This is a genomic window from Pandoraea soli (assembly GCF_902459595.1).
In the GTDB taxonomy this organism is placed as follows: domain Bacteria; phylum Pseudomonadota; class Gammaproteobacteria; order Burkholderiales; family Burkholderiaceae; genus Pandoraea; species Pandoraea cepalis.
This window is the reverse complement of the sequence record NZ_CABPSG010000002.1, coordinates 181841-199101: the sequence shown is the minus strand read 5'-3', so window position 1 is coordinate 199101 and position 17261 is coordinate 181841. Positions and strand designations below refer to the sequence as shown.

Sequence of the window (17261 nt, the reverse complement as noted above, 5' to 3'; positions counted from 1 at the left end):
ATGACTTCGCCCGTCCTGCTCTGCTCCAACACCTTCTGGTCGATCTACAACTTCCGGCGTGGCCCGATTGCCGCGCTGCTGGCGGCGGGCCATCCGGTGCACGTCGCGGCGCCAGACGATGCGTTCGCCACGCAGCTCGCCGAAATGGGCTGCGTCGTCCATCGCGTCCCGATGGCCGCCAAGGGACAAAATCCGCTGCAGGATCTCGGGCTGATGTGGCGGCTCTTTCGTCTTTACCGACAAGTTCGTCCGGCGGTGATCTTTCATTACACGATAAAGCCGAACATCTACGGGTCCATCGCCGCACGCCTTTCCCGCATTCCGTCCGTGTCGATGACCACGGGGCTCGGATACGTCTTCATTCGCGAATCGCTGACTACAAGGCTGGCGCGACAACTCTACCGCGTCGCGTTTCGCCATACGCTCGAGAACTGGTTTCTCAACGCCGAAGACCATCGCGCGTTTGTCGAAGGCGGACTTGTTGCGATCGGCAAGACCCGGTTGCTGCCGGGGGAAGGTGTCGATCTCACCCACTTCGCCAAGGCACCGTGGCCGACGTCGAACTCGCCCGCCGACGCCGCACCCGAGCCAATGCGCTTTCTCCTCATCGCCCGTCTGCTGCGCGACAAGGGCGTGCTGGAATACGTGGAGGCCGCACGCGCCCTACGCACCGAGATGCCGCACGTGACCTTTCAGATGCTCGGCGCGACCGACGTCGAGAATCCCACGGCCGTCACGCGCAACGAGGTCGACGCGTGGCAGCGCGAAGGTATCGTCCAGTATCTTGGCACGACCCGCGACGTCCGGCCGTTCATTGCGGATGCGCATTGCGTGGTACTGCCGTCGTACCGTGAGGGTCTCTCGCGCACGTTGCTCGAAGCCAGCGCGATGGGCCGCCCGCTCATCGCGAGCGACGTGCCGGGTTGCCGCGACGTGATCAACGACGGGGTGACCGGTCGGCTCGTGCGCGCACGCGACGCCGCCGCACTGACCGCCTGCCTGCGCGACATGGCCGAAATGCCCGCGAGCCAGCTCGTCCGGATGGGCGATGCCGGGCGTGCTAAAGTAGCGCGCGAATTCGACGAACATGTCGTCATTGCAGAGTATTTTCGGATTCTCGGATCCCTCCCCGCATCATGCTGAGTCTCGCCATCGCCCTGCTCGTGTCGTTCATCGCGACGCTCTTGATCGTCCGCTATGCGCACGTTCACGCCCGCTTCTCCGGCGATAGCGATGTTGCCGGCGTGCAGAAGTTTCACGTGCGGCCGGTGCCGCGCATCGGCGGCGTCGGCATTCTGGCGGGCCTGATCGTGGCCGCCACGGCGCTCGGTTTCTCGTATCCCGTCGTCTCGCGCAATATCCTCCTGCTCGTCGCCTGCGGCCTGCCCGCGTTCTTCTCCGGCTTCGTCGAAGACCTGACCAAGAAAGTGACGCCGACGGTGCGTCTCATCTGCACGATGTTCGCCGCGCTACTGGCGTGGCTTCTGCTCGACATCCATATCACGCGCATCGACATCGGCTTGGCGGACCACGCGCTGATGCTCGCCGCCGTGTCGGTACCACTCACCGTGCTCTGCGTGGCCGGCATGGCCAATGCCGTCAACATCATCGACGGGTTCAACGGACTCGCCGCGATGGTCGCGATGATCATGTTCGCCTCGCTCGGCTATGTCGGGTTTCAGGTACAAGACCCCGTCGTGCTCACTACCTCAATGATCATGGTGGGCGCGATCCTCGGGTTCTTCATCTTCAACTTTCCCGGCGGACTCATCTTTCTCGGCGACGGCGGCGCGTATTTCATCGGCTTCATGCTGGCCGAAATTGCTGTATTGCTGGTCATGCGCAACCCTCAGGTGTCGCCCTGGTACCCGGCACTGATGGTGATTTACCCAGCCTTCGAGGTCTGCTTCTCGATCTATCGCAAGCGCTTTGTGCGCGGCATGTCGCCCGGCATTCCCGATGGCGTGCACCTGCACATGCTCGTCTACAAGCGGCTGATGCGTTGGGCCGTCGGCGCCCGCACGGCAAGCGCGCTGACACAACGCAACTCCTTGACGTCACCGTACCTCTGGCTGCTATGCTTGCTGGCAGTGATCCCGGCGACGGTGTTCTGGCGACACAGTCTGGTGCTCGCGCTGTGCTGCGTCGCCTTCATGGTGACGTATGTCTGGCTGTATCTGCGCATCGTTCGCTTCAAAGCACCTCGCTGGCTGATCTTCAAAAAATGAACGCCCCCCGGGCAACGCATCGCAGGCGCGAAGCCGCGGCACCCGCCATCCCCATGATCGGGACAACTAGACAGACGAGACAGCGCCACCTCCGCAATGCGTGACATCTATGCTATCGGCGACCTGCAGGGTTGCCAGACGTCGTTTGAACAACTGCTCGCGCACCTGCCTCGGGACGCGGATCTCTGGCTGGCAGGCGACCTCGTCAATCGCGGACCGCGCTCGCTCGACACGTTGCGCCAGGTCATCGCGCTGGGCGATCGCGTCACGGCCGTACTCGGCAATCACGATCTTCATCTGCTGGCCGTGGCGGCGGGTGTGCGTCAGACCCACGGCAGCGACACGCTCGACGACATTCTCAACGCCCCCGACCGCGACGCCCTCGTCGACTGGGTACGCCATCGACCGCTCGCGCATTTCGCACAGGGCCATCTGATGGTGCATGCCGGTGTCCTCCCGCAATGGGACGCTGCGCAGGTCATCACGCTCGCTCGCGACGTGGAGCGGCAGTTGCGTGGCCCGGACTGGAGAACGTTCCTGTCTCGCATGTTCGGCAATCAGCCCGATCGGTGGCAAGACGATCTGAGCGACGAAGACCGTCAACGTCTCACGATCAACGCCCTCACGCGCATGCGCTTTTGCACAGCGGACGGGCGCATCGACTTCAAGATCAAGGAAGGGGCCGACGCGGCCACGGACGAGTTGAAGCCCTGGTTCGACACGCCGAACCGTCGCACGGCCGACGTCACGGTGGCGTTCGGTCACTGGTCCGCACTCGGACTGGTCATGCGCGACAATCTGCTCGCGCTCGATACGGGCTGTGTCTGGGGCGGGCAATTATCCGCGGTGAAGCTCGCCAGCACGCCCGCCGCGCGCGAGCTGGTCCAGGTCGACTGCCCGCAGATTCGCGATCCGCTTTCACTGGCCGACGACAAGAGGCGCAACAAGGTCAAAAAGGCGGACAGGCCCCAAGACGCGCCCAAAGCCGCGAAAGCCGAGAAGTCCGGCAGAGGCGCCGCAAGCAAAATCGGAAAGGTTGGAAAGGTAGAGAAGGCTGAGAAATCGGCGAAAGCGGACAAAGCTGAGAAGCGCAAAGGCAATTAATTGATCGCGTGCGGGCTTCGTCTCGTGGCCTGTCTCGTGACGTATGTGTCGCTTGGGTCATCGCCCCGACCAACGAAAACGGCGCCCCGCGGGCGCCGTTTTCTTATGTCGTCGCGACGCGCGTCAGACCTGAACGGCCCGCACGGTATCGCCGTCTTCGTCGCCCAATGCCGAGTCGCGCGAGCCGACCGAGCCACTCTGCGGCAGCACCGCCTCGGGCAGAAACCCTTGCAGGGCATCGCCAACCGCCCGCTGCGCACCAAGCGCGAACTCGCGACGGTGCTGACCGTCTTGCGGATGCTGCGGTTCGCCCACCGACAAGCGCACCGTCATGGGCGGCGCGCGCAGAATCATGTCGATGGACTCGATCAGACTCGTTTCGCCAATATACGCCGGCGCCATCGTATGGCGCCCGCTCTCGGCATCGGTGTAGAACAGACACAGCGGCTGCACGGGCCTGGCCGTAGCCACCGGGGCCTGCAGCAGATTGGCGTGGAACGGCAACAAGCTTCGACCGTCCGTGGTCGTGCCTTCGGGGAAGACGGTGATGATGTCCCCATCGCGCAGGCAATCGGACAGGTAATGCATGATGCGGCGCGCGTCGGCACGGCGCTCACGTTGCAGGAAAATGGTGCGCGTCTGCACGCACAGCCAGCCGACCAACGGCCAGTGGCGAATCTCGGCCTTGGCGACAAACCGCACCGGCTGCCACGCATTGATCGCGAAGATGTCGATCCACGACACGTGGTTGCACAGCAGCATCACGCCGCTGTCGGGCAACGGCGCCCGCTGCTCGACTTCGAGACGCATCCCGCACAGCTTCAACAGCTTTTGCGACCATGCGCGAATGCGACGATGCTTCGCCGCTTCCGACAGGAACGGGAAAAACAGCAGCGCGGTCAGCAGACCGCGTGTGAGGTGCAAGCCAAGACGAATTTTTTTGATCAGCAGCACGACAATCGCATCCTAGACGGCGAGGGTTTCGTGCGCCACGTGGCCACCCACCAGCGTAAGACGTACACGGCCCGGCACTTCGTATCCCAAAAACGGGGTGTTGTGGCCGGCGCTGCGCAACTGCTGCGCGGCCACGGTCCAGTGCGCCGACGGCGCAAACACACATATGTCCGCCGGTTGCCCCGGCGCAAGCCGGCCCGCTCCCGGGGCCGCCGTCGCGAGCCGCTGTCCCGGGCCGTGCGTCACACGTGCCAGCGCATCGACCAGCGGCACGCGCGACTCGTCGGCCCACTTCAACACCAGTGACAGGAGCAACTCCACGCCGCTCGCGCCCGGTTCGGCTTCGGCAAACGGGACGAGACGTGCGTCGGCCGCCAGCGGCGTATGGTCCGAGCAGATGGCATCGACCGTGCCGTCGCGCGCGGCGTCGCGGATGGCCTCTCGGTCGCGTTGCCCTCGCAGTGGCGGATCGAGTCGGTACTGGGCATCAAAATAACCGATGTCCATGTCGCTCAGGTGGAGATGATGCGCGGCGACGTCGCACGTCACCGGCAACCCTTCGGCCTTGGCCGAGCGCACGAGCGCCAGCGCCGCGGCGGACGATAGACGGCACAGATGCACGCGCGTGCCCGTCACGCGTACGAGTTCCAAAATGGTGTGTAGCGCGATGGTCTCGGCCGCGACCGGAATGCCCGCCAGCCCGAGACGGGAGGCAACGGCACCGCTGGCCGCGACGCCGCCGGCCGCCAGCGCGGCGTCTTGCGCGCGCAACCAGACAGTCAACCCAAACGTGCCCGCGTACTGCATCGCGCGCAGCAAGGTGCGGTTGTCAGTGGTCGATGCGTTGGCCTGCGACAGCCCGATGCAGCCCGCTCGTGTCAGCTGCGCCATTTCGGTGAGTTCTCGCCCCGCAAGCCCCACCGTCAAGGCGCCCAGCGGATGCACCTGCGCATGATGCGCGGCACGGGCGCGCAACTGCAGCATTTCGACGAGATCGGGCTCGTCGAGCACAGGGTCGGTATCGGGCGGGCAAACGACGCGCGTGACCCCGCCAGCGAGCGCCGCCGCGGCTTCGCTGGCCGCCGTCATGCGACGTGCCGCCAGGTCGACCAGCCCGGGCATGACCGTCAGTCCCGTCGCGTCGACGGTTCGGTCAGCGGCGAAGTCGGCCGGCGGCGTGCCCAGCGCAGCAATGCTGCCCGCCGCGATGAAGACGTCCTGGACGCGGTCGGTTCGGGTCGCGGGATCGATGACGCGGCCGCCCTTCAGATGCAGTTTCATGGCGCCCTCACCCGTGAGTTGCGGCAACGATACTCATCGCCGCCATGCGCACGGCAATGCCGAACGACACTTGTTCGAGAATGACCGACTGCGGACCGTCCGCGACCGCCGAATCGATTTCCACGCCGCGGTTCATCGGTCCGGGATGCATGACGATGGCGTCGGGTTTGGCCAGGGCCAGACGCGCCGGCGTCAGACCGTAATATTTGAAATACTCGGCTGCCGACGGCAGCAATGCGCCGCTCATCCGCTCGTTTTGCAGACGCAGCATGATAATGACGTCGACGTCGCGCAGCCCTTCATCCATGTCGTGGAATACGCGCACGCCGAGTTGTTCGAGGCCCTCGGGCAACAGCGTGCGCGGCCCGATGGCGCGCACTTCCGGCACGCCCAGCGTGGTGAGCGCGTGAATGTCGGAGCGCGCGACGCGCGAATGCAGAATGTCACCGACAATCGCTACCGTCAGATTCTGAAATTCGCCCTTGTGATGACGAATCGTGTACATGTCGAGCAAGCCTTGCGTCGGGTGCGCATGGCGTCCGTCGCCGGCATTGATGACATGCACGTGCGGCGCACAATGCTCCGCGATCAGGTAGGGTGCGCCCGATTGGGCGTGACGCACGACGAACAGATCCGCGTGCATGGCCGACAGGTTGCCGATGGTATCGAGGAGTGTTTCGCCCTTGCTGGTCGAGGACGCATTGATATTCAGATTCAACACATCCGCCGACAGACGCGCAGCGGCAATCTCGAACGTCGTGCGCGTACGTGTCGAATTCTCGAAGAAGAGATTGAAGACCGACTTGCCGCGTAGCAGCGGCACCCTCGTCACGTCGGCATCGTTCACGCCGACGAACTGCGTGGCGGTGTCGAGAATGTGCATCAATACGGCGCGCGGCAGCCCTTCCACCGTCAGCAAATGCTTCAGCTCGCCGTTGCGGTTGAGCTGCGGATGGCCGCGCCGGCCGAGGATTCCGTTAGCCATGCAGGGGCTCCGCAGCGAGATGGCGATGCGCGGCGTCGCATTGGCGACGCGCGGGCGTAATGCCGCTCGGGATATCAGACAGGAACATGCTCGTCGAAATACTGCTGAAGGATGATGCGAGCGGCCTCGGCGTCGAGCGATGTCTTCTGCGAGACCTTGACGCCCGCCGCGGCCAGCGCCGCTGCGGCGGCGACCGATGAGTAGCGCTCGTCGACCCACACGACTGGCACGCTGAATCGTCCGTTGAGTTGGTTGCCGAAGCGCTTGGCTTGCTGGGTCATCTCGTGCGGCGTGCCGTCCGGATGGCACGGCAGCCCGACGATGATGAGTTCGGGTTGCCATTCGGCGATGAGCTTACCGGTCTCGGCGAACCGGACTTCACGGTTGAGATTGGCGACGACAGTCAATGCGCTGGCCTCGCGCAACATCAGATTGCCGATCGCGACCCCGATTCGACGCTCGCCGTAATCGAAGGCGAGGACCGTGGCACTGCCAGCCGTCATGCGTGACCCGCGTCGGCGGACAGCATTGACGAGGTAACGCCCAGCAACGCCAACGCGGCATCGAAGCGCTCGGCCGGCGGCACGTCGAACACGATGCCCGGATCCGCCGCGACCGTCAGCCAGCCGTTGCGGCCGATCTCGTCTTCCAGTTGCCCGGCGCCCCAGCCCGAATGTCCCAGCGTAAGCAGGAAACGATGCGGTCCCTGACCATTCGCGACGGCTTCGAGCACGTCTTTCGAGGTCGTCATCTCGAGACCGCCTGGCACCGACAGCGAGGAGCTATAGGACGCGCCGGTCGAGTCATGCAGCACGAAGCCGCGCTCGGTCTGCACCGGCCCGCCGAAAAACACCGGCTGATGCGCGAGGGGATCGATTTCCAGCTTGAGATCGAGCCGCTCGAAGAGCGACTGCAGATCGATGTCGGTGGGACGATTGATGACCAGCCCGATCGCCCCTTTTTCGCTGTGTTCACACAGGTACACGACGGTACCGGAAAACGTCGGATCGGCCATGCCCGGCATGGCGATGAGGAATTGATTCGTGAGGTTGATACGGTCGTTCGGCATAGGGCCAAAGTTTATCGGAAGCTGTTTGACGGTCTGCTGCCCGGGTGTTGCGTTGCGCAGCGGGTCAGCGGACGAACTTTTTCCGCATCGTGATACGGCCATCGGCTGCCAATGGCAGCCTTTGCGCCGACTTTATCACGGAACGTCGCGCCCGGTGACGAGCCGCTGTCCGAATACGCTGGCGTCCAGCGCACGCTCGCGCCACATCGCCATTTCCGCGATCAGGTCGGGCCGCGACTCCGGATACGTATCGGCGGCAAACTGATGCAGCATGCCGCGCAACGCCTTGACCGTCATCGCCAGCGCCGCTGGCCCCCCTGGTTCCGCGGGCGGCGAGGCGGCAAGCCGCTCGCCGGTGGCCGCCACCGCCGCCGCGAGCCGCGCGACCGGTGCCAGCCCGATGCCTGCCGAGTATTGCGCCACCTTCGCGGCCACCGCCGGATCGTTCAGATTGGGCAGCGCCTCGTCCGCCAGGCTGAGGAACGTCTGGCAGACGTCCTGCCGTACCGCCAGCGGCCCAATGCGCAGCCAATCGCGCGAACTGCTTCCCGTACCCTGCTTCTGCCCGACCTGTGCGGCATCGACCAGCGGCTCGGGCAGATGACCAGCATGACGCAGTACGCCGAAATCGGTCAGCAGCGCGCCCAGCCAGCGATCCGGGGCTTGTGCATGCCACGTGGCGAGCGCTTCGAGCAGATCGTGGCCGGGAACGGCCTCGTTTGCGCTCTTTGCGCCGGCCCCCGCCGTGGCAGAGGGAGCGGTTGCGGCAGGTGCCCCGCCCTCCGGCACAACAGCACGCGTCAGTTGCTTGCGCAACGCCATATTCATCCGGCCGATCTGGCGCTTGTCGGCCAGACTCAACGGCGCACGGGCAAGCCGCAACCATGCGGCGGCCAGACGCCAGTAGTCGAGCGGTGCTGTCGCGCCCGCTCGATGAAGATCGGCCGCGAGATCGGCCAGTTGGCTCAGCGCCGCCGTGGTGTCGGTCGCCTGCGCATCAGGACGCAGCAGGCGTAACAGCACACGCTCGACGTCGGCTCGCAACGGTGCCGTGCCCACAGGCAGACCGTCCAGGCGCGGGTGCGCGACCGCCCAGCCTGCCATACGAAGCTCACCCAGCGACGGCGCGCCGGGCAAGTTCTCGGAAGCGCGAGGGGCATCGTCGGGCGCCACGGGAGCCGAACCAGACGCCGTCCCCGCCTGCCAGATGTCGCGCTCGAACTGACGCAGGGCATTGCGCTGGGTGTCCTGGCTGGCCGGCTGCCCATAGGCCGCTTCGGCGATCGCCTGCACAAGGCGCTCGCCCTGCAGCGCCCAATCGGCGTGGCCGCTCGACTGGAGCAGACGGTTGGCCCGTCGCAGCGGGCCGAGCGAGGCCGCCGGACCGTTCGACCAGGCGTCGGACGCCTCGGTCAGCGCGTCTGCCACTTCGGGCAAACGCCACAAGGGCGTGTCGCGCGTCTCGCGCGCCGACGTCTCGGCGGTATTGATGGTGGTGTCGGAAGGCGTTTGCGGCGTCACCATAGGCCATCTCCTGGCCATGCGGCCGGTCTTCGTGAATTCGGGCGGGAAGTCCGCTGCGTCACCGTCCCGGCCGTGGGCCGGGCAGATCGTCGAGCGCCATGCCGTACCGACGGCGTATCGGCGATCGGGTACATCAGACGCATCGAAGGCATCAGTTGCATCGGAGCGCGCGACAAGCGCGGCGGACGCGGCGGACGCGCAAGGACCGCGAGGAACCAACGGCGGCGGGGCCGCCCGTCCTCAAATCTGCACCATCTCGAAATCTTCCTTGCGCGCGCCGCACTCCGGGCAGGTCCAATTGATGGGCACGTCTTCCCAGCGCGTGCCGGGCGCAATGCCCTCATCGGGCAAACCTGCCTCTTCGTCGTAAATCCAACCGCAAATGAGGCACATCCAGCTCTTGTATTCCATGCTTTCTTCGGCGACGAGCGTTCCGTTACAATGGCTTTGTCAACCGCTTCGGGCCCCGCCGACAAAGATGTCGCACGGTGGAGTGGGAACCTGCCGGGGCATTCGTTGCTCGGCGGGCGCTGCCCACGACGCTTTCCAGCGCTCCGAAACGGGCATTTAAGGCGTGATGGTACCAACGAACCCAAGGCGTGACCAGATCGCCGTCTATCTTGCCTCCATGCACACTGAATCCCCTCCCATTCTCCTGACCTTCGGACTCTCCGACCCGACTTCGGCAACGGGTGTCCAGGCTGACCTGCTTACCTTCGCGAGCATGGGCGGCTACGGCGTGTCGGTGCTCACCGGCTACTCCTCCCAGGACTCGCGCACGTGCAACGACGTCCAGCCGGTCGACCCGGACTGGGTCGTCGATCAGGCGCGCATGCTGCTCGAAGACATGCCGGTCGCCGCCTTCAAGGTCGGAAGCGCTGTCAACGCCGAGAACGTCGCGGCCATTGCCGAGATCGTGGCCGATTACGACGAGACGCCGCTCGTGGTGGCGCCCGACTTCGGCCTGGCCGGCGAGCACCTGCTCTCGGCCGACGAGTTGCGCGAGGCCACGGCCAGTCTGCTCGTTCCACAGGCCAGCGTGCTCGTCGTGAGCCCGGCCAATGCCATCGCGCTGGCACAGACCGTCACGGAGAACGAAAACCTTTCCCTCGACGACGCGGTTGCCATCCTGTTGGAAAACGGCTGCGAGTTCATCCTGGTGAGCGACAACAACGCACCGCAATTCACGCACACGCTCTACACCGACGGTGGCGTGGTGCGCGAGGACGCCTGGGACCGGCCGCCGCACAACGTCGCCGGCGCCATCGACACGTTGGCGGCCGCCGTCACCGCGATGCTCGCCAACGGCCTCGCCGTGCCAGAAGCCGTCAGTGAAGCGCAAGAGTATCTGCAGCAGGTCCTGGAGAACGCATTCCGCCCGGGCATGGGACGCCATTTCCCCGACCGTTTCTTCTGGGCGCGTAGCGACGAGAACGATCAAGAGGAAGAAGGCGACACCCCCAAGGCTTGAGCCGTGATTCGATGTTCGACGGCGCCGCAAAAACACAACGCCCGTGAATTTCACGGGCGTTGGTTTTCATGGGCATGCTCGCCACTGTCCTTATGACATTGATGACGTCGTCGCTTGCGGCGGAACGCGCGCGTCTTCGTCCGCCTCGCCCTTCGGCCGACCCCACGCCTCGATGACCCGCTTGACGAACGGCTTCAGCGTGTCGCCCTGCTCGCGCAACATCCGAACGAGCGCAGCGTACTGCCCATCGAAAATCGCCGAGTTGTAATTCTTCAGGCGCTGAATGTCTTCGAGCGCTTCATCGTCGCGCCCTGCGAGGGCGAGCAGCACGATATAACGCTTGATCATGGTCGGCCCGGCACCCAGCGCCAGCGCTTCACGATGCGCCGCCAGCTTCTCGTCGAGCTGATCGCGATTCAGGAACAACGCCCCTGTGACCGCATAGTCACCATACGGCGCGAAGAAGAGCGCTGGATCCGTACGATAGGCTTCGATCTTGCCTGCGCGATAAGCCACTTCGACGCGTTGGTAGTCGTGGTAGAGCCAAGGAATCGCCACGCATGCAAACAGCACGATCACACCATTGATGGCACCGACGGCAGTGGGTGACACACTATCGATCGCCTTTGTCTCGCACAAACCGAGCAGGAACAGCGCGGGCAAGAGGAAGAATGCGTAGTGCTGCGGATACTCCAGCATTGCGTGCACCGCGAGCATGCCGAGCAGAACGAAGGCGAGCGCGACAGACGCCGTCTTGATGTCGCGCACCGCGCGCGCGAACCAGAACGCCAGCGGCGCGAGTACCGCCAGCGCACCGATAATGCCGGTCTTCGCGAGCAAATCGAGCAGCACGTTATGGGCGTTGTCGGCCATCTCAACCGGGCCGAGCTTGTCGACCAAGGCAAACTGCGCGTCGATGTAGTTCGACCAGCCCGCGCCGAACCACCAATGCTCGCGGAAGATTGCCAGACCGTACTCCCACAGGTTCAAGCGCCCCGCCACTTGACCGGCCTGCTGCATGCGGGCCACGGCACTGCCGTCGAGCTGCAGTCCCCAGGCAACATTCGCCCATCCGACGAACATCGTCATCAGCGCGAGCAACGGAAGGATGGCAACGGGCACGAACCAGCGCGTCGACCGGCGCATGTTGCGTGCCGTCTCGGCACGCGCCATCCACACGAGCCACACGCCAAACGCCGACAACAGCGCCAGTTGGAGCCACGGTGTACGCGAGCCGGTCAGACAGATACCGATGTCGAATGCCGCACACACCACAAGCCACAGCCAGGCGGGCAGCTTGCGCTGATACCAGAGATAGAACGCCCCCGCGCTGGCGAGCGACAAATACGTTGCCAGGTGATTCGGCTGATACATATTGCCGAACAGTCGGCGCGCGACCGTCACGGAGTACTTGGCCACCAGCCAGGGCACGTCGGCTTCCAGATGAAACGCCTGCAGGACCTGCGCGCCCACGGCGTACAGCCCACCCAGCGTGAGCGCCATCGCACTCCATCGCGCGAGCACGTCGCGCCACCCAAGTTGTACCAGCCAGAACCCCGCATTCACGGCCACGATCATCGCCACGCCGTAGAGCAGCGCAGTCATCATCAGTTGCGGCAGCTGGGTCGACATCGTGGCACGCTGCACGAGGATGACCGCCACAAAAGCGAGCGGCATCCAGGTGACGCGAGGCATGCGTAGCGCGCGTGCGTCGCGTTGCCACACGGCGATCATCGAGAGCGCACCCAGCAACGCGAACAGCGAGAACGTCAGCGCTTCCGCGTAGAAGGTGGAAATCGGATACGTGTGCTTGACGAGGTTATAGGGCAAGGCCCAGATCAGGGCCAGCGTGAGCCCGATCATTGAGAGAAGCAGAGGAGGAAACAAGATCGCCGCCGTGCAATGCACCCGTTGGAAGATGCGCAAGCATAACGAAAAATGGCTGCCCCAGGGGCAGCCATTTCACCGCGGACGCATATCACTGCGCCGTCGACAAATCCGCCATCTCGGCAGGCCACGCGGGGGCACGTCAAGGTTGCGCCGCCGGTGCGTCAACGCCAGGTCGCCGCTATATCAACGCAAGGTCGACGTTACGTACGCGCTGGGCCCGCGTCGGCAGACGTTGTGCCGACGTTGCATGGATGTCGCGCCAGTACGGCTCGACGCAATCCGGCCGCCAGAGCACCGGCCTCAGCCCTACTTGCCGGTGACCGCCGCCGCACGGCACTCCGGCGGCGCCAGCTTGCCCGGCAGCGTCGCACCATTCGGGGCTCCTTCGCGGCCTTGGGCGTAACACGTCCAGACGATCTGGCCTTCGGGGGCCTTGCCGACCGTCAGCGCCTTGGGCGAGCCATCGGCAGCGGCGCTCGTCGGCACCAGCACAAGGGCGCCATCGCCTGCACGTTGCGTATAGGCGACCGTCACGTTGCCGGTCACGGCATCGATACTCACCGCGTTCACGTTGTCGGTCGCGCTCGGCGCTTGCCAACCGCTGTTGAACGGCGCGCCGTGCATGGCGTTCTCGCTCACGAGTGCCTTGGCGGACGCCGCGGCCCCCAGCCCTTCGACTACACGTGCACGCACCAGATAACTCTGCAGATACGGGACCCCTGCCATGACCAACACACCGATGATCGCCAACACGATCATCAACTCGATCAGGGTGAAACCCCGGGACTTGGCAATACCGGGGGTCCGGTGGCCGAAACGACGCATTGTGTAACTCCCTGCGAAAGCAATGAAAACAAAAAGGACATCGGGGGGAAGTGGGCGGAGTATGCCATACCCCCCTCGGCCAGCGCCCTGCCGTAGATCAAAATCGGGCAGGGCCGTATGGGTGAGGAGAATCGTCCTATTCAGCGGCGGGACGATTCGTCCGAACAGGAACGAGGCGCCTGGAAAAACCCCCTTGGACCGACGACGTCGGTCCCGGAAATGGACCCGATCATTCCGAAGAGGTTGCACGCATTTGACGTGCATCGGCCCGACGCTTGAGCACCCGCCCCACCACCACCACGAGCAGTGCGCCGATCGCAGCGGCCACGTAATGTGAATATTCGGCCGCCGCGCCAGGCAGATGCAGCCAGTCGCCAATGCCCGGATCCGACGCGATCAGGCCGCCCGCAATCCAGCCGAGCAACGCCGCCCCGGCCATCACGATGAACGGGAACCGGTCCAGGGCCTTGAGCACCAGTTGCGAGCCCCAGACGATCAGCGGAATGCTCACGAGCAGACCAAAGACGACGAGCGGCAATTGATGGTCTTTGGCGGCCCCTTCCGCCGCGCCGGCAATGGCGATGACGTTGTCGATGCTCATCACCAGGTCGGCGATGATGATGGTCTTGACGGCCGTCCAGAGCTTGTCGGCCGGCTTTACGCTATCGTGGGCCTCATGGTCGGGCACCAGCAGCTTGACCCCGATCCAAAGCAGCAACGCGCCACCCACTGCCTTGAGATAGGGCACCGCGAGCAACGTCACGGCGAACGCGATCAGGATCACGCGCAGCACGATGGCGCCGATGGTGCCCCACACGACGCCCTGCAAACGTTGCTTGGCCGGCAAGTTGCGGCAGGCGAGCGCGATCACCACGGCATTGTCGCCACCCAGCAGGATGTCGATCATGATGATCTGCAGGACCGCAGCCCAGTTCAGCTCGGCAAAAAACGCAAGCATGGCGGGGATATCCTCAGGAACAAATGCAACGATGGAAACGAATGGCTTGTGAAACGCCATAGCAAAAAAGGGAGCCCGATGTCCCGGGCTCCCTTTTCATGACCTCGTTCGCGCGCGCCAGTTCCGGCGCGCACGAACCGGTCGTCCGACGGGAATTACAGCACCGACTTGAGCAGACGGCCCATTTCCGACGGGTTCTTGGTCACCTTGATACCACAGGCGTCCATGATTTCCAGCTTGGCTTCAGCCGTATCGGCACCGCCCGAGATCAGCGCGCCGGCGTGGCCCATGCGCTTGCCCGGGGGCGCCGTTACGCCCGCGATGAAGCCGACGACCGGCTTCTTCATGTTGCCCTTGATCCACTCGGCCGCCATGGCTTCGTCCGGACCGCCGATTTCACCGATCATGATCACGGCGTCCGTATCCGGATCGTCGTTGAACATTTGCATGACGTCGATGTGCTTCAGACCATTGATCGGATCGCCACCGATACCGACAGCGGTCGATTGGCCCAGGCCCAGCGCGGTCAGTTGGCCCACGGCTTCATACGTCAGGGTACCCGAGCGCGACACCACGCCAATGCGACCCTTCTTGTGGATGTGACCCGGCATGATGCCGATCTTCAGTTCGTCCGGCGTGATCACGCCCGGGCAGTTCGGGCCGAGCAGCAGGGTCTTGCGACCTTCGCGACGCATACGGTCCTTCACTTCGATCATGTCACGAACGGGGATCCCTTCCGTGATACAGATCGCCAGGTCCAGATCGGCTTCAACGGCTTCCCAGATCGCGGCGGCCGCGCCTGCGGGCGGCACGTAGATCACCGACACGGTCGCGCCGGTCTGCGCTTTCGCGTCCTTGACCGAACCGAAAATGGGAATGCCTTCGAAGTCTTCGCCGGCCTTCTTCGGGTTCACGCCGGCGACGAACGCGTTCTTGCCATTCGCGTATTCGCGGCACATGCGGGTATGGAACTGGCCGGTCTTGCCAGTGATACCTTGGGTGATGACCTTTGTATCTTTGTTGATCAGAATCGACATTGCTTGATTTCCTTCATCCGGTTGCCGGGCAGCGTTCGCACACCCCTTTGGGGCCGCGCCGCTGCGGCTTCGACTGTTCTGGTTACTTGCCTGCGGCAGCCGCGACAACCTTCTGGGCAGCTTCTTCCATGCTGTCCGCAGAAATGATCGGCAGACCCGATTCGGCGAGCATCTTCTTGCCCAGGTCTTCGTTCGTGCCCTTCATGCGCACGACCAGCGGTACCTTCAGCGAGACGGCCTTCGAGGCTGCGATCACGCCTTCGGCGATCACGTCGCAACGCATGATGCCGCCGAAGATGTTGACCAGAATGGCGGTCAGGTTCGGGTTCTTCAGCATGATCTTGAACGCTTCGGTGACCTTCTCGGTCGTGGCGCCACCGCCCACGTCCAGGAAGTTCGCCGGCTCGCCGCCAAACAGCTTGATGGTGTCCATCGTGGCCATGGCCAGACCGGCGCCGTTCACCAGGCAACCGATGTTGCCGTCGAGCGAGATGTAGGCCAGATCGAACTTCGAGGCTTCGACTTCTGCCGGATCTTCTTCATCCAGATCGCGGTAAGCGACGATTTCCGGGTGACGGAACAGGGCGTTCGAATCGAAGTTGAACTTGGCGTCCAGCGCGGTGACCGTGCCATTGCTGCTCACGTTCAACGGGTTGATTTCGGCCAGCGACGCATCGGTTTCCCAGAATGCCTTGTACAGACCTTGCAGGATCGTGCGGGCTTGGGCGATCGAAGCGTCGGGAACGCCGATCTTCTTGGCCAGATCGTCGGCTTGCGCGTCGGTCAGACCGACGGACGGCTCAACGATGACCTTGTGGATCAGTTCCGGATGCGTTTCGGCGACTTCTTCGATGTCCATGCCGCCTTCGCTCGAACCCATCAGCACGATCTTCTGCGTGATGCGGTCGACCACGAGGCTGACGTAGAGTTCGTTCTTGATGTCGGCGCCGTCTTCGATCAGCAGGCGGTTGACCTTCTGACCTTCCGGTCCGGTCTGGTGCGTGATCAGTTGCATGCCGAGGATCTGGCCGGCGTATTCGCGCACTTGCTCGATCGACTTGGCAACCTTCACGCCGCCGCCCTTACCGCGACCGCCTGCGTGAATCTGGGCCTTGACCACCCAAACCGGACCGCCGAGTTCTTCGGCTGCCTTCACGGCCTCGTCCACGGAAAACGCCGGAATGCCGCGGGGTACCGCGACTCCGAATTTTCGGAGGATTTCCTTGCCTTGATACTCATGAATCTTCATGCGTGATTCCCTTCTTGCTGAGTTGGAAGTTTGGGTTCGAGCTGTCGAGTCGAGGCACCATCGCGCACCGCTTCGGTTGTGGCGGGCGTCGTGGGCTCGTTCGCTCGATCGTTTGCGCGGCCGTTGAACCAGCGCGGGTAAAACCGGCGCACCGCCTCGCCATCAAACCGCAGGGCGTGACAATGTCCGAGTTGGAAAGGAGGTGCCGAAGCATCGGCCTCCTGGGCGGCCTTGAGCGCCGTGTCGGGGGTGGGGATCACCTCGCCGGCGAAGGCCTGAATCGCTGCCGTGGGCAGGACACTGCAAAGTTCGGTCAGATGGGTACAACCCGCCGCGCCGCCGAGGCGCTCGCGCACCGCATGGCGGAACCCGCGTCGCAGGTTAAGTCCGATCAACTGACGGTAGTCTGGGCCAATCTGGTCACAAATGCCGGGATAAGGCACCCAGTCGGAGACGGCCTCGACGTCATGCACCTCGAAACGCTCGTCGATCGTCAGACGCAGCCATAGCGAGTGAATCGGCGTGCCCTCCTTGCGAAGCCCCGTTGCCAATGCAAAATCCCGATCCTTGTGATCGGTTAGACAGGCTTCGATGTCCCATAGGCCATCGTCGCGGGAAAACGCTTCGACAGCGATCGCGCGGCGGTGACGCAGGGTACGAGAGGCAGGCTCAGAGAGCGGCATGCG

Annotated in this window: 16 protein-coding genes and 1 pseudogene; 4 read left to right on the top strand and 13 right to left on the bottom strand. The window is 64.2% G+C overall.

Annotated features, from left to right (window positions below):
- From PSO31014_RS04865 to PSO31014_RS04855, 3 genes are all read left to right on the top strand, one after another.
- Complete coding sequence (locus tag PSO31014_RS04865; RefSeq protein ID WP_150550588.1) at positions 1-1143, top strand: glycosyltransferase family 4 protein; 1143 nt, start codon at positions 1-3, stop codon at positions 1141-1143.
- Entirely contained in the window at positions 1137-2228 is a 1092-nt protein-coding gene (locus PSO31014_RS04860) for an MraY family glycosyltransferase (RefSeq protein ID WP_150550587.1), read from the top strand. Before PSO31014_RS04865 ends, PSO31014_RS04860 begins: the two co-directional genes overlap by 7 nt.
- Before the next feature lie 96 nt (positions 2229-2324).
- Positions 2325-3332, top strand: coding sequence for a symmetrical bis(5'-nucleosyl)-tetraphosphatase (locus PSO31014_RS04855; RefSeq protein ID WP_150550586.1), 1008 nt, complete (start codon positions 2325-2327; stop codon positions 3330-3332).
- 123 nt (positions 3333-3455) lie between these two features.
- On the opposite strand, the gene PSO31014_RS04850 is transcribed toward PSO31014_RS04855, so the two are convergent.
- From PSO31014_RS04850 to PSO31014_RS04820, 7 genes and pseudogenes are all read right to left on the bottom strand, one after another.
- A complete protein-coding gene (locus PSO31014_RS04850; protein WP_150550585.1) occupies positions 3456-4286 on the bottom strand; it encodes a lysophospholipid acyltransferase family protein in 831 nt (276 codons plus the stop codon).
- Positions 4287-4298: 12 nt separating this feature from the next.
- Positions 4299-5567 (bottom strand): dihydroorotase, encoded by a 1269-nt coding sequence (locus PSO31014_RS04845; protein WP_150550584.1) that lies wholly within the window; start codon positions 5565-5567, stop codon positions 4299-4301.
- Between the two features lie 7 nt (positions 5568-5574).
- Positions 5575-6528: pseudogene (locus PSO31014_RS04840) on the bottom strand (aspartate carbamoyltransferase catalytic subunit); the annotation flags it as partial.
- Between the two features lie 98 nt (positions 6529-6626).
- Complete coding sequence (ruvX, locus tag PSO31014_RS04835) at positions 6627-7055, bottom strand: Holliday junction resolvase RuvX (RefSeq protein ID WP_150550582.1); 429 nt, start codon at positions 7053-7055, stop codon at positions 6627-6629.
- A complete protein-coding gene (locus PSO31014_RS04830) occupies positions 7052-7621 on the bottom strand; it encodes a YqgE/AlgH family protein (RefSeq protein ID WP_150550581.1) in 570 nt (189 codons plus the stop codon). Before PSO31014_RS04830 ends, ruvX begins: the two co-directional genes overlap by 4 nt.
- 135 nt (positions 7622-7756) lie before the next feature.
- Entirely contained in the window at positions 7757-9145 is a 1389-nt protein-coding gene (locus PSO31014_RS04825; RefSeq protein WP_150550580.1) for a hypothetical protein, read from the bottom strand.
- Positions 9146-9385: 240 nt separating this feature from the next.
- On the bottom strand, positions 9386-9556 hold the full coding sequence (locus PSO31014_RS04820; protein WP_006400971.1) for a rubredoxin: 171 nt from the start codon (positions 9554-9556) through the stop codon (positions 9386-9388).
- 217 nt (positions 9557-9773) lie between these two features.
- On the opposite strand from PSO31014_RS04820, the gene thiD reads away from it, so the two are divergent.
- Positions 9774-10616 (top strand): bifunctional hydroxymethylpyrimidine kinase/phosphomethylpyrimidine kinase, encoded by an 843-nt coding sequence (gene thiD / locus PSO31014_RS04815; RefSeq protein WP_150550840.1) that lies wholly within the window; start codon positions 9774-9776, stop codon positions 10614-10616.
- Between the two features lie 90 nt (positions 10617-10706).
- Here the strand turns inward: thiD and PSO31014_RS04810 are convergent, their stop codons facing one another.
- From PSO31014_RS04810 to PSO31014_RS04785, 6 genes are all read right to left on the bottom strand, one after another.
- Entirely contained in the window at positions 10707-12503 is a 1797-nt protein-coding gene (locus tag PSO31014_RS04810; protein WP_150550579.1) for a PglL family O-oligosaccharyltransferase, read from the bottom strand.
- A 309-nt stretch (positions 12504-12812) separates the two neighbouring features.
- Entirely contained in the window at positions 12813-13331 is a 519-nt protein-coding gene (locus PSO31014_RS04805; protein WP_150550578.1) for a pilin, read from the bottom strand.
- Positions 13332-13560: 229 nt separating this feature from the next.
- The gene (locus PSO31014_RS04800; protein ID WP_150550577.1) at positions 13561-14289 is read right to left on the bottom strand and encodes a TerC family protein; all 729 of its coding nucleotides are present in this window, start codon (positions 14287-14289) and stop codon (positions 13561-13563) included.
- A 155-nt stretch (positions 14290-14444) separates the two neighbouring features.
- Positions 14445-15326 carry a succinate--CoA ligase subunit alpha gene (gene sucD, locus PSO31014_RS04795; protein WP_017232938.1) on the bottom strand — a complete coding sequence of 294 codons (882 nt, stop codon included), beginning with the start codon at positions 15324-15326 and terminating at the stop codon, positions 14445-14447.
- Positions 15327-15408: 82 nt separating this feature from the next.
- Entirely contained in the window at positions 15409-16575 is a 1167-nt protein-coding gene (gene sucC / locus PSO31014_RS04790) for an ADP-forming succinate--CoA ligase subunit beta (RefSeq protein WP_150550576.1), read from the bottom strand.
- Entirely contained in the window at positions 16572-17258 is a 687-nt protein-coding gene (locus PSO31014_RS04785; RefSeq protein WP_150550839.1) for a DUF2889 domain-containing protein, read from the bottom strand. The genes sucC and PSO31014_RS04785 overlap by 4 nt, the downstream gene beginning before the upstream one ends.
- Between the last annotated feature and the right edge of the window lie 3 nt (positions 17259-17261).